This window comes from Shewanella sp. 4t3-1-2LB (assembly GCF_017368415.1).
GTDB lineage: Bacteria > Pseudomonadota > Gammaproteobacteria > Enterobacterales > Shewanellaceae > Shewanella > Shewanella fodinae.
On the sequence record NZ_JAFNJD010000010.1, the window covers coordinates 17635 to 40811 of the forward strand.

Here is a 23177-nt window from a genome sequence, read left to right on the forward strand (position 1 = left end):
TTTTTTGAACTACAAATATTGGAGAAAATGAATTAACTACAGTGTACATCACCACCTTCATCGATATGACGAAAATAACCGCTGTCTTCTGCTACAGCATGATTGCACCAAGCCTCAAAGTCATCGCGCACGGTGGGATCGGCATTTTCATTGAGCGTCAGTGATGCTGAGGTGTGTTGTAACTGTAGATGCAGCAACCCTATATTGATCGGCTTGAACTGTGCCAATGCGGCAGCAATGTCGGTAGTGATAAGATGAAAGCCGCGGCTTCTTTCCCGTAACTGCAATAGTTGCTGTTGCCACATATGTCTATTCCTCTGCGCTGTTTCTTGCCGTGATTGATGATAGCGGGGATAGCATAACCCCAAAATCGTGCTATTAGATTAACCGCAGATGAGCGTTATCTGCGGCTGTGATAAACTGACGGCCAGTCATCATAGTGTCAATTAAGAGAGAAATATCATGGCCCGCGCCAGTGCCCGCCATATTTTAGTCAAGACCCGTGAAGAAGCGGAAAAGCTAAAACAACGCTTGGAAAAAGGTGAAGATTTTGCGGTATTAGCGAAAAAGTATTCGCTGTGTCCCTCCAAAAAACAAGGTGGCGATCTGGGCGAATTTAGTCCCGGCCAGATGGTCAAAGCCTTTGATGACGTGGTGTTTAAAAAATCATTACTTACGATTCATGGCCCAGTAAAAACCCGCTTCGGGTTTCATCTTATCCAGACGCTTTATCGCAGTTGATGGCTGAAACACCTGCTACGACAGCGCTATTGCCCGCCGATTATTATCTGCAAAACTTTGAAAAGATGCTGGCGAGCGTAGCAGAGCGTTATCTGGATATTTTCCCCGCTGAGCAGCAAGGGGCATTACAGTGTTATCGGTCGTTGCCAGACAAAAGCAAAATGTTGCTGGTGCGGTTATTATCCCGCAAAGGCGAGTGGTTTCGCCTGGATAAACTGCATTACAGTGAAATCGGCGATATCGCGGATGCGGCGCAGCCCCTGCTTCACACGGAACTGTTGCAACAAACGTTGCCGCCGTTAGAGATCTGGTTTAGCGCCGTCACGCTAGCGGAGCTGAAAACCCTACTGCATGATATCAATGACCCACAGCTTAGTCCTTGGCACAGCAAACAACAGTTGTGGCAGCTGTTGCAGGCAACACCAGAGTTGCAAACGCAACTGCCACAATGGCAGCAACAACAGGGGCTGGTTTGGCTGCAACTCAATTGTCAGCCGCTACTGGATCTACTGTTGTTGCTGTATTTTGGCAATCGCTATCAAGATCTAAGTCAGTTTGTGTTAAGCGATCTTGGCTTGCAGCGGTTTGAGAGTTACCCATTAACCCGGGAAGGGCGAACTTATCAGTCATCAATAGAACTACAAACGGCTTTATCCTTGGCGGCGTTAGCCGATAACTGGGAGCAAACCACCCAACAAAAAGAGCCGATTGTGCTGGCAGATTGGTTGGCACAATTACCCGCGCCACAAGACAATCCGCTCTTGGAGCGGCGGAGGCAGAAACTGCTGCTGCAATTGGGACGAGAAGCCGAACGGCAGCAACAGCTAGCGTTGGCAATGTCACTGTATCAACAATGTCACGGTTGGGTTGCCGCAGAACGTCTATGCCGCTGTCTGGAAAAGGTTAATCCACCACAAGCGCTGGCGGTATTAACCTCGCTTGCACAACAAGCCCAGAATGAAACGCAGCAGCAAACCGTGGTGAGGATCGGCAATCGACTTAATAGACGATTTACCGTCGCTGAACCGGGGGCATTGCAGGCGCTTTTCGATATAACAAAACCGTATAAACCCGATGAAATCCATTTGGAATTAGCTCAAGTGCCAGAAATGCGTGTGGAACGTCTGACTGCAGATTATTTTGCAGCTCAAGGTTATGATGCCTGGTTCAGTGAAAACAGTGTGTTATGTGGCCTGTTCGGCTTGGCATTTTGGGATATTATCTTCGCGCCAGTCGCGGGTGTGTTTGATAATCCGTATCAGCGAGCGCCCCGGGATATGTATCAGCCAGACTTTGTCACGCGCCGACAAACTTTGATTACCCAGCGGATGGCGCAGCTGGCTAGCGGTGATAAGCACATACTGCAACAGCATTTTGTCTGTAAACAAGGGTTGGTGAACGATTGGGTCAATTGGCAAGTTTTTACCGAACCACTGTTCAAACGCTGTATCACCACCTTTTCTACAGAATTTTTACTGGCGTTATTTCAACGGATATTGCGGGATCCCGCCCATTATCGTAGTGGTCACCCCGATCTGCTGTTATTCGCGGCCGATGGTGCGCCGCAGTTTGTGGAAGTTAAAGGTCCAGGCGATAAGCTGGCCGATCATCAAAGTCATTGGTTACACTTCTTAGCCGATTTTTATTCCGCTAAAGTGTGTTACGTGAGTTGGATACATACTAAATAACTTAACGCATAAATCAACTTACCTATTGATTATTAATATATTTAAAACACTTTTATGGATTTTATGAGCGCTTGTTAACTCTAGCAGATAACGAGCCAACAGCGGCTTACGCCATAAAAAACGGACTGTGGATCGGGGATCGACAGTCCGTTTTGACGTTAACTATTTAAGCTCAATCGTAAATCAGTTCCAACTGCATCAGCAGCATCTCTTCGCCGCCGCTGACTTTGATGTCACGACTTTGGCAAACCGGGCACAGATAGGCGATTTCGTCCGGAATCGAGTGAGCGCCGCAGGCTTTGCAGTCTAGCTCCAGCGGTGCGACATCCATTTCCAGTTCAGCACCTTTGCACATGCCATCTTCTCGGAAAGTATCAAAAGCGGTTTTGACCAGTTGCGGTTCAACGCCACTGAGCGCGCCAATTTTAACCGCTACTCTGGCTATACCTTTGGCTTGATGCTCTAGCGCAAGCTGTTCACACTGTTCAATTAATGCGCTAACAATGGAAAACTCATGCATCAGCAGATCCTCGGTAACAGTTCACCCGCGGGCAGTTCTAGGTAGCGTTTGCTGCCCCAAGGCGAATGCAGGATCACTTTCTCAGCATTGGCTTCGGTGACGGTACCGACAATCCGCGCCTGATCGCAATTGCAGAACTGGTGCATGACGTTGATCGCTTCAGCGGCAATTTCTTGGGGCAGGGCGATCACAAAGGTGCCTTCGTTTGCTAAGTCCCAAGGTTCAAAACCGTAGAGTTCACAAACACCACGCACTTCATCGCGCACTGGAATCGCTTCTTCGCTGAGCTCAATCCCAACATTGGCAGCTTTAGCCCATTCATTGAGTACCGCAGCAATACCGCCGCGGGTGGCGTCGCGCATAGCGTGCAGCGGCAGATTGGCGGCAATCAGTTGTTCGACCATAGGCCACAGCGTGGCGCAATCGGATTGCAGTTCGCTTTCCAATTCCAGTCCTTCACGTGCTGCCAGAATCGCGGCACCGTGACAACCAATGTCGCGGGACAGAATAATGGCATCGCCAGGCTGTACCGCGTGTACCGAAATTCCCGGCTTGAGGATGCGGCCAACGCCAGAGGTATTAATAAACACCCCATCAGCGCAGCCCTTGGGAACGACTTTGGTATCGCCGCAGACAATTTTGGCGCCGCTTTTTTTCAGCTCAGCCGCCATGGTTTGCACTATCTCTTTGAGCCTCGCGATTTCAAAGCCTTCTTCAATGATAAAACCACAACTGAGGTACTGCGGTTCTGCGCCCATCATTGCCAGATCATTTACCGTGCCTGCAATGGCCAGTTTGCCGATATTGCCACCTTTGAAAAACAGGGGCGAAACCACAAAAGAATCGGTAGTAAAGGCAATCGGACCAGTCATGTTAAGGCTGGCGGCATCTTCTTCTTGGCGCAGGATCTGATTATCAAAGGCTTCAAAAAAGAGTTTACCAATCAATTCGGCCATCTCGCGGCCACCGCCACCGTGACTGAGTTGGATCTGTTTAGGGGTCGACATGGTTATTTTACTCCTGCATAGCGGTAGTAGGCATTACACGCACCTTCGGAACTTACCATGCAGCTACCTAGTGGTGTTTGAGGCGTGCAGCCACGGCCAAAAACTTTGCAGTCCTGAGGTTTGGCTTTGCCCCGCAGAATATCACCGCACTGGCAGGCTTTGTGATCGTCAATTTCTTTTACTGGTAAGCGTTCGCCGTATTTGAGTTCGGCATCGCGGTGACGGTATTCTGGCCTGAGCATGAGTGCTGAGTTAGGAATAGGCCCCAGCCCTCGCCAGCGGAAGCTAGGGCGCACGGTGAAATATTGAGCCACCTTACGCTGTGCGGCTTCATTGCCTTTGTAGCTAACGGCACGTTCGTACTGGTTTTCCAGCTCACAACGACCTTCGACCTTTTGTTTGACAATCGACAGGATTGACTGCATCACATCGACGGGTTCAAACCCTGAAACTACAACCGGCGTGTGATATTTATCTACTGTTGGCTGATAAATCTGACTGCCAGTGATCACGCTCACATGGGATGGGCCGATAAACGCATTTACCCGAGTTTCGGGATCAGCCATCACCGCATCAATAGCGGGCGGTACCAGTACATGGTTGATATGGAATAGCAGGTTGTGGATGCCGAGTTTTTCAGCTTGTTCCAGCAGCACCGCAGTCATGGGTGTGGAGGTTTCAAAGCCAATGGCGAAATACACCACGGTTTTATCCGGGTTTTCCTGTGCAATTTTCAAAGCATCCAATGGCATATACACAGGACGAATATCGCAGCCTTTAGCACGGAACTGCGCTAAGGAGCCTTCGGAGCCCGGTACTCGGATCATATCGCCCAGTGTGACTAAAATGACATCTGGTAACTGTGCTAGTGCGGCAGCCTGGTCGATACGCTCTTTGGGCATAATGCACACAGGGCAGCCGGGGCCGTGAATAAATTCGATATTATCTGGCAGCAGCTGTAATAGACCGTATTTCATGATGGTGTGAGTATGACCACCACACACCTCCATGACGTTTACCGGCTCCGTCAACTTTGCTGCTAACTCTTTGATTTGTGAGGCTAGCTCTGCAACAGTACGGGGGTCGCGAAAACCATCATAGAGCTGCTTGAGTTGCAGCTCAGACATCGGCAGCCTCCATTTTATCCACGATCTCTTTATACAGCGTTAGGCTTTCCATTGCTGATGCAGCATCGATTTTATTCATCACAAAACCTATGTGGATCAATACATAGTCACCTATGGCTAATGGCTCTTCCAGCAGATGACAGCTGACAGTGCGTTTTACGCCAAGCGTATCAACGGTGACACTTTGTGTCTCTGGATGCAGCTCAACAACTTGCGAAGGGATAGACAGACACATTAGACAGTCTCCAAAGTTGCGTTGAATGCCGCCAGTTCCTGTTCAAACCAGTGGGCAACTTCCTGCATGCTTTCTTTTTCTTTGATGGAAACGCAGATCACCTTGGCATTAGGATTGAGTTTCTGCACTTGGCTTTTAGCCTCTTCGGTACTGAAGTCGAAGTAGGGCAGCAGGTCACATTTGGTGATCAGGACGACATCGGCCTTACGAAACATGACCGGATATTTTTCAATCTTATCTTCGCCTTCTGGTACAGAAACCAGCACTACATTCTTATGGGTGCCAACATCGTAACTGGCTGGACACACCAGATTGCCCACGTTTTCAACAAAGCAGATATCCATGTTATCCAGTGGCTGCTGATGCAGGGCACCATGCACCATAAAGGCATCTAGGTGGCAGGCGCTGCCGGTTTGGATCTGCACCGCGCTGATGCCTTTTGCCTTCAAGCGGTCAGCATCGCGTGAGGTTTCCAAGTCGCCTTCAATCACACAGAATTTCTTGCTGGTGTAGTCGCCAAGATGCTCCAGCAACGTGGTTTTACCTGAACCTGGACTGCTCATCAGATTGAACGCCATCACGCCGTGTTCTTCGAAATGCTCACGGTTATGGGCGGCTTCAACATCATTCTTGTCGAGAATTTTATGGATCACTGACAAGGTTTTCTTGTCGTTGAGTTGTGGGTTAGTAGACAGTTCATGATGATGGTGGTGATCATGGCTGTGTTCATGTCCTGCAATAGAACAACCGCAATCTTTACACATAGCAAACTCCGGTTTGACTGTGGGCTGCGCCAATAGCGTCAGCCGATTTAAATTGGGTCGGGCAGCGGTGTGGCGTGCTTGAGACCATACCACAACTGTCCTAAGGCAATACCGCCATCATTAACTGGCACCAAGTGTTGCGGCAACCTTTGTATGCCACGCGCCTGCAGTTGTTGATAGCAATACTCTGTTAAAAAACGGTTTTGAAATACACCACCGGTCAATACCACGGGTAGTGCGCTTCCTAAAAGCTGCTGCGCTTTTACAGCACTGTGGCAGATGGCATCGCCAAGTGCCTGCATAAAGGCAATGGCAATAACGCCGTTATCCCGTTGCTGTTGCTTGGCTTGCAGCAACTGACTGAATAGCGCCACTGTATCCCATTGTCCCAGTAATAACCCTGGGTGCTGCCGTAATGGTAACTGCAGCAGCAGTGCGCTTGCTTCTTCGGTTTTACCCTCAGCTTCTGCACGCCGAGCCAATGTTTCGATAATAATTCCGGCCTGGCCTTCATACTGCGTATCTTGCATTTGGCCCAACAATACCGCCAGTGCATCGAAAAGTCTGCCAACTGAGTGGGACTTTGGCATTTTGCCAGCGGCAAAAATTTTTGCCAGATTGCGCAGCAACGCGTGGCTGTGACCACGCAACGCTGGCAATTCCATGGCGATAATCTCGTCAATACTAAATTGCTGCAGCAATAGCGCCAGCATTAAGCGAAACGGAGATTTGATGGCGAGTTCATTGCCAAGCAAGGCAAACGGACTGATACTGGCAAGGCGCTGGTAACCGTTGCTATCGGCCAATAACAACTCGCCGCCCCACAGTTCGCCATCAGCGCCTAAACCGGTACCGTCAAAGCTGAACCCCAACACCTTACCATCAAAATCGTTGGCCGCCAGTGTCGCTAATACATGGGCATAATGATGTTGCACTGCGGTGACAGGTTGTATTTGTTCCTGTGCCCAACGGCTAGAGGCGTAATCTGGGTGCAGATCACGCACGATTAAGTCGGCATTAACATGGTACATCCGCTTGAAGCTGGCCAGTGTGCGCTGGAAATAACCTTCGGCACCTATGCTGAACAGATCGCCAATATGCGGACTCAGGTACAGGGTGTTGCCAATATTCAGTGCTAAAGTGTTTTTCTGCTGTGGACCTACCGCCAGCACTGACGGCAACGCTTGTTTGGCTAACACTTTACTGGGGAGACTCAGCGGCGCATAACCGCGCGCGAGTCGCAACACTTGCAATTCACCGCCGCACATTTGTACCACAGAATCATCACAGCCGTTGAGGATTGGCCGGTTGTGATCCAGCATGGCGTCGATCACCCTAAAATGTTCATTAGCCAACTGTGCGAGAATTGCTTCACCGTCGGTGATTATTGGTTCACCGGAAAGATTGGCACTGGTTGCCACTAATGGCGTTTTCACGGCATCGAGCAATAATGTGTGCAGTGGTGTGTAAGGCATAAACAGCCCGATGCGGTCGATATCTGGTGCCACCGCGGCACTTAGCGGGATCTCAGCAGAAACTGATTTTTGCAGCAGGACAATCGGCCGCTCCTGGCTGCTTAGCAGTTGCCATTCGGCATCGGTTGCAACGGCATATTGCCGCGCCATAGACAAGTCAGCCACCATCACTGCCAGCGGCTTGGCGGGTCGATGTTTGCGTTGTCTGAGTGTTGTGACTGCCTGATGATTGGTGGCATCACACACTAGATGAAAACCACCCAGCCCTTTTATGGCGAGAATCTTTCCCGACTGAATGGCGGCTACGGCGGCGGTAAATGCCTGTTCTCGTGTCGCCAGTTCATGGCCTTGATTATCGACAAAGCGCAGTTGCGGGCCACATTTAGGGCAACTGACTGGCTGCGCATGATAGCGGCGGTCCATGGGGTCTTCATATGCTCGACGGCAATCATCACACATCGCAAATGCGGCCATTGAAGTGTTATGGCGGTCGTAGGGCAGATTATTGATAATGGTATAACGCGGCCCGCAATGGGTGCAGTTGGTAAAAGGGTAGTGGTAATGACGATTATTGGGATCGCGGATCTCTTTCAGACACTCCGGGCAACAGCTTTTATCAGTACCCACAGCAACCAGCGCCTGGGTGGTGGCGGTGCTTTTATGAATGCTGAAATCGTTAAGCGCTGCATCTACGGCGGCTGGCTCAAAATGCAGGCTATCGATACGTGCCAATGGTGGACGTTCTGACTGCAGAGCATGATCAAACGCTTGCAGTGCGGCCATATCCGCCTGCACCGCAATGGTTACACCCTCACCGTTATTCAGTACATGCCCGCACAGACCATAGCGTTTAGCAAGTTGATAAATCCAGGGGCGGAATCCCACTCCCTGGACAATCCCCGTCACATGGTAACACCGGGCCAGCAGCATGTTGCTGTTAGTGTTTTCCGATGAACATGTGACGGCTTCATTCATGAGCTATCTCCGGCGTTGACGTAGGTAAAGTGCCCCAGCAGCTAACAGCGCACCGTCGAGATCCTGCATTTGACTAACGCCAAGCGCGAAGTTTTTCCCTAACCTCAATGCAATGCGGCGGCCCAGTACTGGGTTGGCAAAGCTACTACCAGCCAGATAAACACGGCGAATTGCGGTATTAAGATCCAGCCGTTCAATCCAGTTTGCGATAAAATCCGCCAGTGAGTCATTCATGGCAAAAGCCAGTTTGGCGGCATCTTCATCCCCGGCAAGACGGAAACTGATTAAGGTGCCAAAAGTCTTACACCAATTGAAACTGGCGCTGTCACCGGACACCAGTGGATAGTCAATACGTGGTGCATTGGCACTGGTATTGCTCATCGCGGCAGCCACAAATGCATCAGCAAGTTGCGCATTGCTATCAGCTTGAATACCGATGATCACCGCGGCCACTACCCATAAAGTTTTAAGGCTCTGTTTCGGGCAATCACTGAGATCTAGCTGCATTAGCCGTTGGTACAGTTCTGGATACTGCTCGGCAAATTTGGCAAATACCCCTTGTTGTGGACTGGCTTCTAACGCCGCCACAATTTCCCGTCCATGTACTGGTAACTCGGGGATCTGCATAAAACAGCTAACATTGCCTTTATCGTCAGAGGTGAGCAACTGAGAGCAATATTCGTCACTGAAATAGAGTAATCCTAGATTGTTACTGCTGCCATCTTCAGCGGCAATACCTAACAATGCGCACTGTGCAGCGTTGCTGGCTTCAGTGGAATCCCAAATCGATTCATCGTCACTCAAGCTAACGGTCAACTGCTGTTGGCGTTTACCACTTGCTTTTGCCACATATTGGCCAAATCTGGCACTGTCATGCAGGGTTTCTGGCAACGGTTGCCCTAGTTTGGCTTGATTGAGTATTACCATCGGCGCGCGGACAGGGATATCCATGCCAAGCATATGAGCATATAACGCCTGCTGATTTTCCCGATGACAATAGATAGCATCAACGCCTTTGACCCGGAGAAACTCTGTCAGCACCAATTGCAGACGCGATGCTGCGAAACCCACTTCATACAAAGGTGCTGGCAGTTTGGCCGCTGCGGTAGGACGCAATAGTAGCAGCGGTTTTTCAATAGAAGATAACGCCAGCACTTCGTTATCGCTGACTTGGAACAAACTATTGAGCGTATTGGGGTTACATACCAACAGTTGTTGCCGTCCTGAGCCAATAGCTTGACGACTGACAACCAGCTTTCCGTTGACATCGTCAAGGAACAGCGTTTCACCTTCCAATAAACGCATTGCCAGTTGCTGTATGTCCTGACGCTGTAATCCCGCAACTTTAGCGAGCGATTTTGTCGCCTGTTCACCGTGGCAGTGTTCACATGTCAATGTCAGGTTGGCAAAATCAGCATGTTGGTTATCACCTAAACGAGGCTGACAGTGTTGGCAGAAGGGCAGTTGTGCCGAGGTAACGTCAATAGGCTTGTTATCACCAAGACGTTCAGTAGCGAGCAATATCCGAGAATCTAGCAGGTTAACGCTAATCAGAAAATCAGCGGCTATCTGCTCAGCTAACTGTTCCAGTTGTGCCTGCTCGCCTTCCGCTTCCAGCAAATAGCGCCAGGTGATGACCGGCTTTTTCTGTTGCTCCAAATGGCTATCGGCCTGGTGGCGGATAGCCAGCAAGCCTATGGTTAAATTCAGTTTTTGGTAATTAAGGTATTGATTGCATAAGTAACCATACCAAGGCACCTGTTTAGAACAGTCAAACTCGAATCTCAGCAATTTCATTATTAATCGGTGTCCTGCGTTTCCTGCCGGCGCGGGGCGTGGCCGCTGGTTCTGTCGCCCATGGACAGACGGGGTTTGTAGGATTGCGGAATAAGATCGGCGATGTCGGTATAGGAAATACGCTCACATTGCCATCCCTGATTTTCAAGATGTTTGAGAAGCGCAGTTTCCATCAGAGGTACAGCGGCGGCAATACGCTCGGTCAATCCCAGTGTCATAGGTTCAATGACGGTTGGCGTTACCCCTAGCACCATCGTGTGCGGACGGTCGCCTAACATTTCCATCATTGTCAATGTTTGCAGCATTTCCACTTCGTGGGCGCTGCCTTGCCAGTCAACTTCAGGCGGAGCCCGATCAAAGTCGAAAAAGTAAACTTCCCCTGGTTCGCAGCCTGCGGCGTTGATGGTGTCGACCACTATCAGTGAATCAAATTGACTAATAATAGGGGTGAGACCTTGTGCCAGCGTGCCGCCATCGAGCATAACTAGCTCATGCTCAGGATGGAAGAAGCGGTAGTTCTCGTGAATATAATTGACAAAATGTACGCCGATACCTTCATCGGCGTACAGTACATTGCCAATTCCCAATAATAATACTTTCATTGGGCGCATTGGACTCCTAGTGCTTTTCTGGGTGGTAATCGTACCCTGATACTATCGCATCCACAGCATTGTGCTTGAAGCGAATGCCATACCAAACGGCCATATACACGTGGATTACCACGAAGATAATGAATACCCAGGTCATGTAGTGGTGCCAGATACGCACCATGGCCAGGCCACCCATTGCTTCAGTCAACCAGGATGCGGTGCTCCACAGCGCGCCACCCAAGCCTTCGTGATAAACGTTGGCATACAATATCAGTCCGGTAACACAGATCAAAGCAGCTACAACCGAAATCGCAAAATAGGTCATAAACTGCAACGGTCCATATATCCCTGCTTTATCCAGATGGCCCATCCACAGATAGGATTTGATCTGAGCTATCCAGCTTTTAAAGCTCATCACATCCTTGAAGGACCGTCGCTCGATGTCGCTTTTCCCAAAGAAGAACAGATAGGCACGTGCGAGAGTTACCGCACATAACACAAATCCGAAAATCAGATGAGTAAAGCGGATCCAGCCCTGAACCAATACGTCAGTAGAGTCAGCCCCTACTAAATATGGCCAGGAGATATAAAGCCCTGTGGCCACTAGCATTACAATCGCCAGCGCTCTCAGCCAGTGAAAGATACGTATTGCGGCACTGAAGATCTTTACCTGTTTATAGGCAATACTTGCTGCCATAACACTTCCTCCTTACAGGCCGTTGGGATCAACGCGAAATTCACCCAGTGATTGACCTTTGTAGTCCATAACGTGCACAGCACAGGCCATACATGGGTCAAATGAGTGGATAATACGGATGACTTCCAGCGGTTTAGTTGGATCTTCCAATTTCAGACCCAGCAATGATGCTTCGTACGGACCTACTTTGCCATTGGCATCCACAGGACCTGCGTTCCAGGTAGTGGGGACCACTGCCTGATAGTTTTCTACTAGACTGCCTTTGATGCGGATCCAGTGGCTCAACATACCGCGTGGTGCTTCAATCATGGCGTGACCCACATATTCTTTATTAGGGTCAATAACAGGCTTCACATAAGTGGCCTCGTCACTCAGGATGTTACTCAGCAGTGCGTTGAAGGTTTTAACCCCTTCCTGAGCCACAATAGATGTCTGCAACATACGGGCGGCAGTGCGACCCAGTGTTGTAAACAAAGCTTCAATTGGCAGACCAGTGCGTTGCAGCAGACCGTTAACAGCATCAACCACAACCTTATTGCCTTTGGCGTAGTTCACCAGCAAGCAGGACAATGGACCTACTTCAACAGGTTCGCCGTTGTAACGTGGTGATTTCACCCAGCTGTACTTGTTGTCACCATCCAGTGTTGGCAGTTTGCCATAGACGGTATCACGCTCAACCATACCGGTGTAATCAGGTACAGTGGTGCCATCGTAAGGATGTTGTGGTTTATCCGCCTTATACCAAGCGTGAGTAACGTCTTCGGCAATCAGATCAGGATTGATATCGGTCACATTCTTCAGATCGCCATTCATGATGACGCCCTGCTGGAAGATGTACTCACCATCAGCAGTGACAAAGTCATTAGTTGCCATGAAGTTGTGAACGTTAACACCGCCCAGCACAGAGGCTTCGCCACCGAAGGCTTCAGCCGCCATCACTATGTCAGCTTTATATCCGCGTTCAATGAAGTCGGTTACGATATCGTGTTTCTGCTTCCATTCCTGCAGACGTACTGGACTCAGCATGTCGCGTACAGAAGTAACACCGCCGACCACCAGAGACTGTGGGTGTGGCTGTTTACCGCCGAAAATGGCCAGCATTTCAGCAGCAACACGCTGAATTTCAAGAGCTTTCAGGTAGTGGGATAGCGCGATCAGGTTTTGCTCAGGTGTAAACTTGTAAGTTTTGTTGCCCCAGTAAGCGTTAGCAAATGGGCCGAGTTTACCGGTTTCCACAAAGCCTTTAACGCGTTCCTGTACGGCACGCAATTCACCTTCACCTGCTGCAATTGGCTTATCTGAGTATTTCAGCGCAACTTGTGCAGCTTTTGCAGGATCAGCGCTCAGTGCAGATACCACATCCACCCAGTCCAAACCATGCAAGTGATAGAAATGCACCACGTGGTCATGCATAAACAGCGAAGTATGCATCAGTGACCGCAGATAACGGGCATTCAGTGGAATTTTGATCCCAAGTGCATTTTCAACTGCTTCAGTACCGCAACGATAGTGAGAATAGGTACATACACCGCAGATACGCTGCACGATCAGACCTACGTCCATTGGGGTACGGCCTTTGAGGATCACTTCGATCCCGCGCCACAGCGTAGAGGCAGACCATGCCTTTTTAATTACATTGTTTTCATCCACTTCCACTTCAATGCGGAGGTGACCCTCAATACGGGTGATAGGGTCGATAACGACACGTTGATTCATTGATTAGTCCTCCTTGGAAGAACCGGCAAACAGACTGGCGACAGCGTGGGCACCGATACCTACGACGGTAGCACCGAGAATGACAGCACCGATAGTGTCGGCGGTGGCATCCAGACCATGCAGTAACTGGCGGCCAAGTGGTTTTTCAAAGTCTGCCATATCGTCCCAGAAGTTGGGTTCAGAGCAACCCATGCAGCCGTGACCTGCCAAAACTGGCCAGCTTACATGGTGGTTGAAGCGTTCGGTTGGGCAGTTGTTGTAGGTGTAAGGGCCTTTACAACCCACTTTGTACAGGCAGTAACCCTGTTTAGCACCTTCATCACCAAACTGTTCTACGAATTCACCAGAATCGAAACGGCCACGACGTTCACAGTTATCATGAACACGGGCACCGTAGGCCCATTTTGGACGGTTATACATATCCAGTGCTGGTAAGCGACCGAACATGATGAAGTACATTAATGTACCAACGATGTTCTTTTCGCTAGGTGGGCAACCACCCAAGTTGACCACGGCTTTATCAACCACTTCATAGATGCCTTTAGCACCGGTTGGGTTAGGTGCCGCAGCTTGCACACCACCGAAGGAGGCACAAGTACCAACAGAAATGATGGCAGCAGCACCTTCAGCAGCTTCTTTAACGATCTCTAGACCGGTATGACCTTTACAGCCAACAGTCAGGAAGGCGCCATTGTTAGCGGTAGGGACAGCCCCTTCAACCGCTAGCAGATAGTTGCCTTTATAGGTTTTCAGCGCATGTTCCAGATTTTCTTCTGCCTGCCAGCCAGCAGCGGCCATCAGGGTTTCATGATATTCCAGAGAGATGTGATCAAAGATCAATGAATCTAAATTAGGGGTGTCGGCTCGAACCAAAGATTCGGAACAACCAGTACACTCGGCCAGGTGTAACCAAATTAATGGTACCCGGTCAGCCAGTTCTGCGGCTTCTGCCACCAAATTGCTGAACGGCAGCGGTAAAGCCAGTAAAGCTGTGACCGATGCGCTCCACTTCATGAAGTCACGACGGCTGATGCCGTGTTCCAACATGCGTTCCTGCAGTGATTTGTCCTGACGGGGGGGCAGTTGGCGCAGTTCCTCCAACCGTTTCCGTCCCTGTTCATAGAGGGCTGAATGTGTGTCCATGGGTTTACCTTAATGTTGTTTTTAAAAGGCGATTTGCGTTAAAGCTCACACAGTTAACAGCGCTAGTGTAGGGTCATAGAAAGGTTGAAATGTTGAGGTGTATCAATTTTCAATGAAAGATGAGAAGCCGGAGTTAATTAGTTTTTCACAATATGATGACGATCAAATATTGAATCCAAGACTTGGACAAATTGTCTATTTGTCCTGAAATTTCTATAATGCTCAGATTTTAGGGTATTTTAACTGCATCTTTCGCTACTGTTTTGTGACCTTCTCAATACTTATGATGATGAATGATAGCGATATTTCGTCTGTGGGTGATACAAACCATTAACAAATACCGCTTTTCGTTTTTTTCTTGGTGTAATGGCAACTAAATCAAACAATAAAATCAGATCTGCGTCACGTTTGAAGGGGCCTGTAAAACAGACCCCAATACTCTTTCCCAATACTACCAATACTATTTAGTGTTTTTCTGGATGATAGTCATATCCAGAGACAATGGCATCTACTGCATTGTGTTTGAAGCGAATGCCATACCAAACGGCCATGTATATATGGATCACTAAGAAAATAACAAAGCCCCAAGTGATGTAATGGTGCCAGAGGCGCACCATCGCCAATCCACCCATGGACTCAGTTATCCAACTGGCAGCACTCCATAGCGCCCCTCCCAGTCCTTGGTGGAAGACATTGGCATACATCACCAGACCGGTGATACACATCAAAGCTGCCATCAGAGAAATGGCAAAATACGTCATAAATTGCAGGGGGCCATAAACGCCAGCTTTGTCCAGATGGCCCATCCACAGATAAGTTTTAATCTGTGCCATCCAGCTTTGAGGCCGTATCACATCCCGAAAAGAGCGACGCTCAATATCACTCTTGCCGAAAAAAAACAGATATGCCCTAGAAATGGTAATGGCACACAGGGTAAAACCGCAGGCAAGATGCACGAAACGGATCCAGCCTTGCAACAGCACATCGGTTGAGTCTGCGCCCACCAGATAAGGCCAGGCGATATAAAATCCGCTGGCAACCAATATCACAATGGACAAGGCTCTCAGCCAGTGAAAAGCGCGGATCGCTGCACTAAAGACCTTCTCTTGTTTGTAGGCAACATTGGCAGTTGTCATCGTTTTCCCTCCTTAACAGGCATTGGGACCTACACGAAATTCACCCAGTGACTGACCTTTGTAATCGATCATGTGCACTGAACAAGCCATGCATGGGTCAAAAGAATGGATGATCCGCAGGACCTCTAGCGGTTTGGTGGGATCTTCCAGTTGCAGGCCAACCAGTGATGCTTCAAAGGGACCAATTTTGCCTTGAGCATCCATTGGCCCGGCATTCCAAGTGGTGGGCACCACTGCCTGATAATTTTCGACGACGCCGCCTTTAATACGTACCCAGTGACTGAGCATGCCTCGTGGTGCCTCAATAATCGCGTGTCCGACATATTCCTTGCTTGGGTCTATCTCGGGTTTACGATACAGAGATTCGTCACTTTTAAGGTTGTTGATCAGTGCATTAAAGATATTGTTGCTTTCTTTGGCGATGATTGATGTCTGTAACATACGGGCCGCCGTGCGTCCCAAGGTAGTATACAGCGCCTCCAGCGGTAAGCCGGTGCGTTTCAGTAAATCGTCAACCGCAGTTACCACCAATGGATTGCCCTTGGCATAGTTGACCAACAGACATGCCAGTGGGCCGACTTCCATTGGCTCACCATTATAACGAGGCGATTTCACCCAACTGTATTTTTTGTCACCATCCACTGTCGGTAATTTACCGTATACAGTATCGCGCTCAACAAAGCCGGTGTATTCCGGGATGGTCGTGCCAACGTAAGGATGCTGTGGCTTGTCGGCTTTATACCAGGAATGGGTGACGTCCTCAGCAATCAAGTCAGGATTAATATCGGTGACTTGCTTGAGATCACCGTTGAGAACCACACCTTGTTTAAAGATATATTGACCATCAGCACCCATAAATTCATTGCTGCAGACAAAATTGTGAACATTAACACCACCCAGCACAGAAGCTTCTTTGCCAAAAGCATCAGCCGCCATGATGATATCAGCCTTATAGGCGCGTTCAATAAAGTCTGTCACGATGTCGTGTTTGGCTTGCCATTCCTGCAAACGTGCTGGATTAACCAGATCGCGCACGGCTGTCATACCGCCCACAACGACTGATTGCGGGTGTGGTTGCTTACCGCCAAAAATGGCCATCATCTCTGCGGCAACACGCTGTACTTCCAATGCTTTTAGATAGTGTGACAGTGCAATTAGGTTTTGCTCCGGCGAGAAACGATAGGTCTTGTTACCCCAGTATGCGTTGGCAAAGGGGCCAAGCTTGCCTTTATTTACAAATCCCTGAACTCGTTCCTGCACTGCCCGCAAATCGCCTTCACCTGCCGCCAGTGGCTTATCACTGTATTTCATCGCCACTTGTGCCGCCTTGGCGGGGTCGGCACTCAGGGCTGATACTACATCCACCCAGTCCAGGGCATGCAGATGGTAAAAATGGACAATATGGTCGTGATAGTGCAGGGCGGTCATCATCAGTGACCGCAAATACTGGGCATTCAACGGAATTTTTACACCCAGGGCATTTTCGACGGCTTCGGTGCCGCACCGGTAATGAGAAAAGGTACAGACACCACAGATCCGCTGTACCAATAAGCCGACATCCATAGGAGTACGGCCTTTGAGGATCACTTCAATACCGCGCCATAAAGTAGAGGAGGCCCAAGCTTTTTGAATCACATTGTGCTCATCCACTTCCACTTCAATACGCAGATGGCCTTCAATACGGGTAATAGGGTCAATAACAACACGTTGGTTCATGGATTACTCCTCCTTGGAACCGACAAACAAACTGGCAACGGCATGGGCACCAATACCAACGGCTGCCGCACCTAAAATGACGGCACCAACGGTATCTGCGGTGGCATCCAGCCCATGTAATAACTGGCGACCAAGGGGTTTCTCAAAATCCGCCATATCGTCCCAGAAGTTGGGTTCAGAACAACCGATGCAGCCATGCCCGGCGAGTACCGGCCAACTGACATGGCTGTTAAAACGTTCGGTAGGACAGTTGTTGTAGGTGTAGGGGCCCTTACAGCCCATTTTGTATAGGCAGTAACCATTCTTGGCATTGTCATCGCTAAACTGCTCAACAAATTCACCAGAATCGAAATGGCCACGACGCTCACAGTTATCGTGTACCCGAGCCCCGTAGGCCCATTTGGGGCGGTTAAACATGTCCAATGCTGGCAACCGCCCGAACATCACAAAATACATCAGTGTGCCGACGATATTTTTCTCACTGGGAGGGCAGCCGCCTAGATTGATAACCGTTTTATCAATCACTTCATGAACCCCTTTCGCCCCTGTGGGGTTAGGGGCCGCCGCTTGCACACCACCGAAGGAAGCACAGGTACCAACAGAGATGATGGCGGCAGCGCCCGCGGCGGCTTCGCGCACGGATTGCAAACCGGTGTGGCCTTTGCAGCCTACGGTCAAAAAGGCACCATTATTGGCGGTAGGTACCGCGCCTTCAATCGCCAGTAGATAATTGCCTTTATAGTGCTCAAGTGCGTGTTCAAGATTTTCATCTGCTTGCCAGCCTGCGGCGGCCATCAGGGTTTCATGATATTCCAGCGAAATATGATCAAAAATCAGCGTGTCGAGATCGGGCGTGTCGGCCCGTGTTAGCGACTCGGAACACCCGGTGCATTCCGCCATATGTAGCCACACCAAGGGCACCCGATCCGCCAATTCGGCAGCTTCCGCCACGAGATTGCTGAATGGCAGCGGTAATGCCAGTAACGCCGTGACCGATGCGCTCCACTTCATAAAATCACGACGACTAATGCCATATTGCTGCATACGTTCCGTCAATGATTGATCTTGGCGCGCGGGTAGTTGTCGTAACGCAGCTAGCCGCTGTTGTCCTTGCTGATATAGAGCTGAATGAGTCTCCATGGATTTACCCTAAATGTTGTGTCCTAAAATATGGGCGTTAACGGATAACGCTACCCCTGCCACCTTGTGTGAGTGGTCTACCAAAAAGGCTGAAAAATTGATGTTTGTCATTAAATGGTGAAAATCGTGACAGCGTACGCAATATTGCGGTCATAAAATTGATCTAAATCAATATGTGGCGTGCGCAGTACAAAAAATGAACAAAATATTGACTTTGTTCAAAGGGTTAGCCGCTAAAGGAACTGAGATGCTACCTATACTGTCAGAACACTAGCGAGTGTTAGTAAAGAAACGTTATTATTAATCAACCTATTAAGATCCTGTAGTTATCACATTACCGGATATGACTCTTATCAGCGGTCTGCAGAAATTACGTTTATATGCGCATACTTTTAATTGAAGATAATGATCTACTGGCACAGGGCATCATACTGAGCCTCGGGAAATTGGATTTTCAGGTAGATCATGTGGCTACCGTGAAACAGGCAGAAGCGGCAATTCACAATGAAACCATTAGCGCCATCGTGTTGGATTTGGGGTTACCTGACGGCAATGGCCGTGCTTTATTGCAACAGTGGCGCCAGCGCGGTATTGATATTCCCACCATCGTCCTAACGGCTAACACGGATTTTGATACCAAACTTGCCTGTTTGGATCTTGGTGCAGATGACTATCTGGCCAAACCTTTTGATGTCAGAGAACTGGTGGCTAGGCTTAAAGCGATTGTTCGTCGTCATCATGGTTTGAACCAGAATCTGCTGGTGGTTGGTGCACTGACCATGGATTTGAATGTGCATGAGGTGAGTTTTCGTGGTGAACCTGTGAGCTTGTCGCGGCGCGAGTTTCAGTTACTGTTGGAACTGGCTCAGTCAAATGGCCGGGTACTTACAAGAGGGCAGCTAGAGCAACTCACCTACGGTTGGGATGAAGTTGGCAGCAACTCCATCGAAGTCCATATCCATCATTTGCGACGAAAAACCGCGTCGGAACTTATCAAGACTGTGCGTGGCATTGGCTATACATTAGCGGAAGTGGAGTAAGCCATGTCATTACGGGTGTTAATGATGGGAGTGATGCTGCTTGGCATCTCGCTATCAATCGGTATTTCCAGTTGGCTCAGTACTCACGATTCCCACAAGCAAATTGAAGAACTCTTTGACGCTCAGATGCTCCAGAGCGCCAAAATTCTTGAAATGTTTTATGGCGCACAACCGCCGGAACATCGGGAGTTACTGGTTGAGCATCCGCTATTACTGGAGATAAAACCCGCCAAAGTTGAAACCTTTGATGAGGATGCCAATGCTGAGCAATTGGCCTATGAGCAAAAGCTGGCATTCCAGATCTGGAAACCTGACGGTCACTTATTGGTACGTTCAGCTAATACTGCTGAAGCACCCATGGCTGAATTTGTTGTCGGGTATCACCGTAAAGTGTATCAGGGCAGACTGTGGCATATTTACAGCTACTATTCACAAGGGGAAGGGGTGTGGATCATCACCGGACAACGTGATGATGTGCGTAAAGAGCTGGTGGATCAAATCATAGGTAACAGCTTGATTGCGCCCGCGATTGTATTTCCGCTAGTAGCTTTATTGATGATTTTTCTGTCCTATTTGCTGTTGGAGCCGTTACAAACGCTGGCAGATAAACTTAAACGCCGCGACCCCGGTGATTTAACCCCGTTGCATATGCGCTTGCCATCAGAGCTAGTGACGGTCAGAGATGCAATCAATGCCTATATTGCCAGAGTTGCCGCCGCCATGAGTCGTGAACGGAAATTCAGTGGCGACGCGGCACACGAACTTAAAACCCCACTGGCGGTGATCAAGTTGCATCATCAGGGACTGCTGGAATCAGCTAATCCTGCCGAGCTGCAATTACACCATCAGGCAATCGATAAAGGCATTGATCAAATCGCTCATACAGTTGAACAAATGCTGTTGCTCTCCCGCGTTGAGTCCCTAGAACAACTGAATGTTGCCGAGGTGGATTTAGGTGAATTGGTGCGGCAGGTGTTGAATGATATGCTGCCACTGATTGCAGATTATCAGTGGGAGTTGCATCTACCCGCAAAAATCCAGGTGGATGCCGATGCGTTTTATCTGAAACTGGTACTAAAAAATCTTATCGACAACGCTTGCAAGTACTCGGGAAATGCAGGGCCAATCCAGCTTAATGTCTGGGAAGAACCACAGCAAGGTCAAGCGGTATTGCAAATCATTGATTCCGGCGAGGGCTTGGATGAAGAGAATTGTCGCCAGCTGACAGAGCGTTTCTTTCGGGTCGCCAATGAAAATGTTGCTGGCTCAGGGTTGGGGCTGTCTATCTGCGCCCATATTGTGGGGTTACACAAAGGGCGCTTGATTATTCAGCCGGGAAAACCCAAGGGGTTGGATGTGCGGGTAGTACTGCCACAATCAAACAAACATCGTTAAATCGTGGCCGCACTACTCAAACAATACCTGCGCGGCTGAGCCGCGCCAGATTCACACCTTTTAGTGCGGCAATTTTATTTACCAACTGATTCACCTGACTTGCCTGTCCCTTGAGAATAATGGTTTCGAGGCAGCGATGGTGGTCAATATGCACATGGGTGCTGCACAGAATATGCACGAGATGATCGTGCTGGATCTCGATCAGCTTTTCAGATAAACCGCGCTGGTGATGGTCAAAAATCACGGTAAGTACCCCTACCACATCTTCCAGACTATTGTTCCACTGTTTATCGACAATACGGTCTCGAAACAGATCGCGGATATATTCAGAACGGGATTGATAACCGCGAGCCTCAATGTCGGCTTCAATTTCCTCAAACAGTGATTGGGGCAGGGAAACGGTAAAACGTAGTGTTTCATCATTGCTCATGATGTAACCTCACAACAAATGCCAGAATAAATATTCTTATACATTAACCTGTTACAAATTGTCCATGACTGTTCATCTGGGCGTGATCCAACTCGGCTTTCTCAGATTTTACTGATATTCAGATTGCTTAACTGCAACCGCTGCTTTTAGTGACAAAAATATCGGCCGCATCATATCTGCTTGTCATCGTTGAGTGTGTTGATTGAACGTGAGCCCGGGGGAACGATGGCGGAGCATGGGGAAGTGAGCGCGGACGCTGCGTCCTCTCCCTTTAAGCCTGTTCCGCCTTCAAATTCAGTTAAAAAACGCGCTTAATCGCGCGTTTTTTAAGGGTATTGAGTTAGAAATTAGCTGAACGAGGTGAGCGTGGGAACGGAATAACATCACGGATATTGGACACCCCAGTCACGTACGAGACCAGTCGTTCAAACCCAAGACCGAAGCCTGAGTGAGGAACTGTGCCATAACGACGCAAATCACGGTACCACCAGTAATCTTCTTTCGCCAAGCCCATCTCGTCCATGCGCTGATCCAGTACGTCCAGACGCTCTTCACGTTGTGAGCCGCCGATGATTTCACCGATACCAGGTGCTAACACGTCCATGGCCGCTACGGTTTTACCGTCTTCGTTGAGGCGCATGTAGAAGGCTTTGATGTCTTTGGGGTAGTTTTTAACAACTACGGGCGAGTTAAAGTGTTCTTCCGCCAGATAACGTTCATGTTCAGACTGCAGATCTGTGCCCCATTCAACGGGGAATTCAAATTCTTTACCGCAGTTTTTCAGAATTTCAACCGCATCGGTGTAATCTACCTGAGCGAAATCGCTGTCGACAAAGCGCTGCAGACGTTCAATCACAGCGCTATCCACTCGTTCGGCGAAGAACTTCATATCATCCATACGTTCTTGCAATACCGCTTTAAATGCATACTTCAGCATTGCTTCCGCCAGCCCGGCGATATCATTCAGATCGGCAAAGGCAACTTCTGGCTCTACCATCCAAAACTCTGCCAAGTGGCGGCTGGTATTGGAATTTTCGGCACGGAATGTGGGGCCAAAGGTGTAAATTTTTGATAGCGCACAGGCGTAGGTTTCGCCGTTTAATTGACCTGACACGGTTAGGAATGCTTCCTTACCGAAGAAATCCTGATCGTAATCCACCTTGCCAGCTTCTGTTCGTGGCAAGTTTTCCAGATCCAGCGTGGAAACCCGAAACATTTCGCCAGCGCCTTCGGTGTCAGATGCGGTGATCAGCGGGGTTGATACCCACACAAAACCATTTTCATGATAAAAGCGGTGAATAGCCTGTGATAAGCAGTTACGGACTCGTGCGACGGCACCAATCAGGTTGGTACGAGGGCGCAGATGCGCCAGCTCCCGCAGGTATTCCACAGAATGGCGTTTAGCGGCCATTGGATAGGTTTCAGGATCTTCTACCCAACCGCTCACTTCCACCTTAGTGACCTGCAATTCGTAATCTTGACCTGCACCTGGACTCTCAACTACGTCACCGGTAACAATCACTGAACAGCCAGCGGTTAGCTTGAGCACTTCATCATTGTAATTGGGCAGATTATTGGGAACTACACCCTGAATCGGGTCGAAGCAGGAGCCGTCATAGACAGCAAGAAAAGAAATACCGGCTTTGGAATCCCGGCGGGTTCTGACCCAGCCACGGACGGTAACTTCAGAACCGACCGCATATTCGCCTTTAAATACAGATGCGACAGATGCAATGCTCATTATTGCTTTGTTCTCCAGTGAAACGTCGTTTTGCTACTTACACCCAGAGGTAAAGGTAGTTGGTCGGCCTAAACAGCCAGACCCTATTGATCGTACAGAAAATT

At 49.2% G+C, this 23177-nt stretch carries 21 protein-coding genes; 4 read left to right on the forward strand and 17 right to left on the reverse strand.

Annotated elements, in window-relative coordinates; all coding sequences use genetic code 11:
- Window positions 1–32: 32 nt before the first annotated feature.
- A complete protein-coding gene (locus J3L11_RS05650) occupies window positions 33–305 on the reverse strand; it encodes a YjbQ family protein (RefSeq protein ID WP_207570425.1) in 273 nt (90 codons plus the stop codon).
- A gap of 157 nt (window positions 306–462) precedes the next feature.
- Between J3L11_RS05650 and J3L11_RS05655 the strand changes: the two genes are divergently transcribed.
- Together J3L11_RS05655 and J3L11_RS05660 are read left to right on the forward strand one after the other, a co-directional pair.
- Complete coding sequence (locus tag J3L11_RS05655) at window positions 463–741, forward strand: peptidylprolyl isomerase (protein ID WP_189616260.1); 279 nt, start codon at window positions 463–465, stop codon at window positions 739–741.
- Window positions 741–2429, forward strand: coding sequence for a VRR-NUC domain-containing protein (locus tag J3L11_RS05660; RefSeq protein WP_207570426.1), 1689 nt, complete (start codon window positions 741–743; stop codon window positions 2427–2429). Before J3L11_RS05655 ends, J3L11_RS05660 begins: the two co-directional genes overlap by 1 nt.
- Before the next feature lie 172 nt (window positions 2430–2601).
- On the opposite strand, the gene hypA is transcribed toward J3L11_RS05660, so the two are convergent.
- The 14 genes from hypA to hyaA (J3L11_RS05730) all read right to left on the reverse strand — a co-directional run bounded on the left by hypA (window position 2602) and on the right by hyaA (J3L11_RS05730) (window position 18467).
- Entirely contained in the window at window positions 2602–2949 is a 348-nt protein-coding gene (gene hypA / locus J3L11_RS05665; protein WP_133039475.1) for a hydrogenase/urease nickel incorporation protein HypA, read from the reverse strand.
- The gene (hypE, locus tag J3L11_RS05670) at window positions 2949–3956 is read right to left on the reverse strand and encodes a hydrogenase expression/formation protein HypE (RefSeq protein ID WP_189616264.1); all 1008 of its coding nucleotides are present in this window, start codon (window positions 3954–3956) and stop codon (window positions 2949–2951) included. The genes hypA and hypE overlap by 1 nt, the downstream gene beginning before the upstream one ends.
- Before the next feature lie 2 nt (window positions 3957–3958).
- Complete coding sequence (hypD, locus tag J3L11_RS05675; protein WP_189616266.1) at window positions 3959–5083, reverse strand: hydrogenase formation protein HypD; 1125 nt, start codon at window positions 5081–5083, stop codon at window positions 3959–3961.
- Window positions 5076–5318, reverse strand: a complete 243-nt coding sequence (locus J3L11_RS05680; RefSeq protein ID WP_189616268.1) for a HypC/HybG/HupF family hydrogenase formation chaperone — start codon at window positions 5316–5318, stop codon at window positions 5076–5078. The genes hypD and J3L11_RS05680 overlap by 8 nt, the downstream gene beginning before the upstream one ends.
- On the reverse strand, window positions 5318–6082 hold the full coding sequence (gene hypB / locus J3L11_RS05685; RefSeq protein ID WP_189616270.1) for a hydrogenase nickel incorporation protein HypB: 765 nt from the start codon (window positions 6080–6082) through the stop codon (window positions 5318–5320). The genes J3L11_RS05680 and hypB overlap by 1 nt, the downstream gene beginning before the upstream one ends.
- Window positions 6083–6129: 47 nt before the next feature.
- Complete coding sequence (gene hypF, locus J3L11_RS05690; RefSeq protein ID WP_242695113.1) at window positions 6130–8532, reverse strand: carbamoyltransferase HypF; 2403 nt, start codon at window positions 8530–8532, stop codon at window positions 6130–6132.
- A gap of 3 nt (window positions 8533–8535) precedes the next feature.
- Entirely contained in the window at window positions 8536–10329 is a 1794-nt protein-coding gene (locus J3L11_RS05695; protein WP_207570427.1) for a NiFe hydrogenase, read from the reverse strand.
- Window positions 10330–10331: 2 nt separating this feature from the next.
- Entirely contained in the window at window positions 10332–10931 is a 600-nt protein-coding gene (locus J3L11_RS05700) for a HyaD/HybD family hydrogenase maturation endopeptidase (RefSeq protein WP_189616274.1), read from the reverse strand.
- Window positions 10932–10947: 16 nt separating this feature from the next.
- Window positions 10948–11616 carry a Ni/Fe-hydrogenase, b-type cytochrome subunit gene (gene cybH, locus J3L11_RS05705; RefSeq protein WP_189616276.1) on the reverse strand — a complete coding sequence of 223 codons (669 nt, stop codon included), beginning with the start codon at window positions 11614–11616 and terminating at the stop codon, window positions 10948–10950.
- 12 nt (window positions 11617–11628) lie between these two features.
- Window positions 11629–13332, reverse strand: coding sequence for a nickel-dependent hydrogenase large subunit (gene hyaB / locus J3L11_RS05710; RefSeq protein ID WP_207570428.1), 1704 nt, complete (start codon window positions 13330–13332; stop codon window positions 11629–11631).
- A gap of 3 nt (window positions 13333–13335) precedes the next feature.
- Window positions 13336–14475 (reverse strand): nickel-dependent hydrogenase small subunit, encoded by a 1140-nt coding sequence (gene hyaA, locus J3L11_RS05715; RefSeq protein WP_133039483.1) that lies wholly within the window; start codon window positions 14473–14475, stop codon window positions 13336–13338.
- Window positions 14476–14939: 464 nt separating this feature from the next.
- The gene (gene cybH, locus J3L11_RS05720) at window positions 14940–15611 is read right to left on the reverse strand and encodes a Ni/Fe-hydrogenase, b-type cytochrome subunit (RefSeq protein WP_207570429.1); all 672 of its coding nucleotides are present in this window, start codon (window positions 15609–15611) and stop codon (window positions 14940–14942) included.
- Window positions 15612–15623: 12 nt separating this feature from the next.
- Entirely contained in the window at window positions 15624–17327 is a 1704-nt protein-coding gene (gene hyaB / locus J3L11_RS05725; protein ID WP_189616280.1) for a nickel-dependent hydrogenase large subunit, read from the reverse strand.
- Window positions 17328–17330: 3 nt separating this feature from the next.
- Window positions 17331–18467 (reverse strand): nickel-dependent hydrogenase small subunit, encoded by a 1137-nt coding sequence (hyaA, locus tag J3L11_RS05730; RefSeq protein ID WP_133039486.1) that lies wholly within the window; start codon window positions 18465–18467, stop codon window positions 17331–17333.
- A 380-nt stretch (window positions 18468–18847) separates the two neighbouring features.
- On the opposite strand from hyaA (J3L11_RS05730), the gene J3L11_RS05735 reads away from it, so the two are divergent.
- Window positions 18848–19507, forward strand: coding sequence for a response regulator (locus tag J3L11_RS05735; RefSeq protein WP_133039487.1), 660 nt, complete (start codon window positions 18848–18850; stop codon window positions 19505–19507).
- Between the two features lie 3 nt (window positions 19508–19510).
- A complete protein-coding gene (locus tag J3L11_RS05740) occupies window positions 19511–20902 on the forward strand; it encodes an ATP-binding protein (RefSeq protein ID WP_133039488.1) in 1392 nt (463 codons plus the stop codon).
- A 16-nt stretch (window positions 20903–20918) separates the two neighbouring features.
- On the opposite strand, the gene nikR is transcribed toward J3L11_RS05740, so the two are convergent.
- On the reverse strand, window positions 20919–21332 hold the full coding sequence (gene nikR, locus J3L11_RS05745; protein ID WP_189616286.1) for a nickel-responsive transcriptional regulator NikR: 414 nt from the start codon (window positions 21330–21332) through the stop codon (window positions 20919–20921).
- Between the two features lie 340 nt (window positions 21333–21672).
- A complete protein-coding gene (gene asnS, locus J3L11_RS05750) occupies window positions 21673–23073 on the reverse strand; it encodes an asparagine--tRNA ligase (RefSeq protein ID WP_189616288.1) in 1401 nt (466 codons plus the stop codon).
- Window positions 23074–23177: the final 104 nt, after the last annotated feature.

What these genes read in the sequence shown, in the direction of transcription:
- cybH (WP_189616276.1), bottom strand. Translation starts at nt 11,616, where the DNA reads ATGGCAGCAAGTATTGCCTATAAACAGGTAAAGATCTTCAGTGCCGCA.
- J3L11_RS05650 (WP_207570425.1), bottom strand. Translation starts at nt 305, where the DNA reads ATGTGGCAACAGCAACTATTGCAGTTACGGGAAAGAAGCCGCGGCTTT.
- J3L11_RS05735 (WP_133039487.1), top strand. Translation starts at nt 18,848, where the DNA reads ATGCGCATACTTTTAATTGAAGATAATGATCTACTGGCACAGGGCATC.
- hypE (WP_189616264.1), bottom strand. Translation starts at nt 3,956, where the DNA reads ATGTCGACCCCTAAACAGATCCAACTCAGTCACGGTGGCGGTGGCCGC.
- J3L11_RS05680 (WP_189616268.1), bottom strand. Translation starts at nt 5,318, where the DNA reads ATGTGTCTGTCTATCCCTTCGCAAGTTGTTGAGCTGCATCCAGAGACA.
- hypA (WP_133039475.1), bottom strand. Translation starts at nt 2,949, where the DNA reads ATGCATGAGTTTTCCATTGTTAGCGCATTAATTGAACAGTGTGAACAG.
- hyaB (WP_189616280.1), bottom strand. Translation starts at nt 17,327, where the DNA reads ATGAACCAACGTGTTGTTATTGACCCTATTACCCGTATTGAAGGCCAT.
- J3L11_RS05695 (WP_207570427.1), bottom strand. Translation starts at nt 10,329, where the DNA reads ATGAAATTGCTGAGATTCGAGTTTGACTGTTCTAAACAGGTGCCTTGG.
- hypB (WP_189616270.1), bottom strand. Translation starts at nt 6,082, where the DNA reads ATGTGTAAAGATTGCGGTTGTTCTATTGCAGGACATGAACACAGCCAT.
- cybH (WP_207570429.1), bottom strand. Translation starts at nt 15,611, where the DNA reads ATGACAACTGCCAATGTTGCCTACAAACAAGAGAAGGTCTTTAGTGCA.
- hypF (WP_242695113.1), bottom strand. Translation starts at nt 8,532, where the DNA reads ATGAATGAAGCCGTCACATGTTCATCGGAAAACACTAACAGCAACATG.
- J3L11_RS05700 (WP_189616274.1), bottom strand. Translation starts at nt 10,931, where the DNA reads ATGAAAGTATTATTATTGGGAATTGGCAATGTACTGTACGCCGATGAA.
- hyaA (WP_133039483.1), bottom strand. Translation starts at nt 14,475, where the DNA reads ATGGACACACATTCAGCCCTCTATGAACAGGGACGGAAACGGTTGGAG.
- hypD (WP_189616266.1), bottom strand. Translation starts at nt 5,083, where the DNA reads ATGTCTGAGCTGCAACTCAAGCAGCTCTATGATGGTTTTCGCGACCCC.
- J3L11_RS05655 (WP_189616260.1), top strand. Translation starts at nt 463, where the DNA reads ATGGCCCGCGCCAGTGCCCGCCATATTTTAGTCAAGACCCGTGAAGAA.
- asnS (WP_189616288.1), bottom strand. Translation starts at nt 23,073, where the DNA reads ATGAGCATTGCATCTGTCGCATCTGTATTTAAAGGCGAATATGCGGTC.
- hyaB (WP_207570428.1), bottom strand. Translation starts at nt 13,332, where the DNA reads ATGAATCAACGTGTCGTTATCGACCCTATCACCCGTATTGAGGGTCAC.
- hyaA (WP_133039486.1), bottom strand. Translation starts at nt 18,467, where the DNA reads ATGGAGACTCATTCAGCTCTATATCAGCAAGGACAACAGCGGCTAGCT.
- J3L11_RS05740 (WP_133039488.1), top strand. Translation starts at nt 19,511, where the DNA reads ATGTCATTACGGGTGTTAATGATGGGAGTGATGCTGCTTGGCATCTCG.
- nikR (WP_189616286.1), bottom strand. Translation starts at nt 21,332, where the DNA reads ATGAGCAATGATGAAACACTACGTTTTACCGTTTCCCTGCCCCAATCA.
- J3L11_RS05660 (WP_207570426.1), top strand. Translation starts at nt 741, where the DNA reads ATGGCTGAAACACCTGCTACGACAGCGCTATTGCCCGCCGATTATTAT.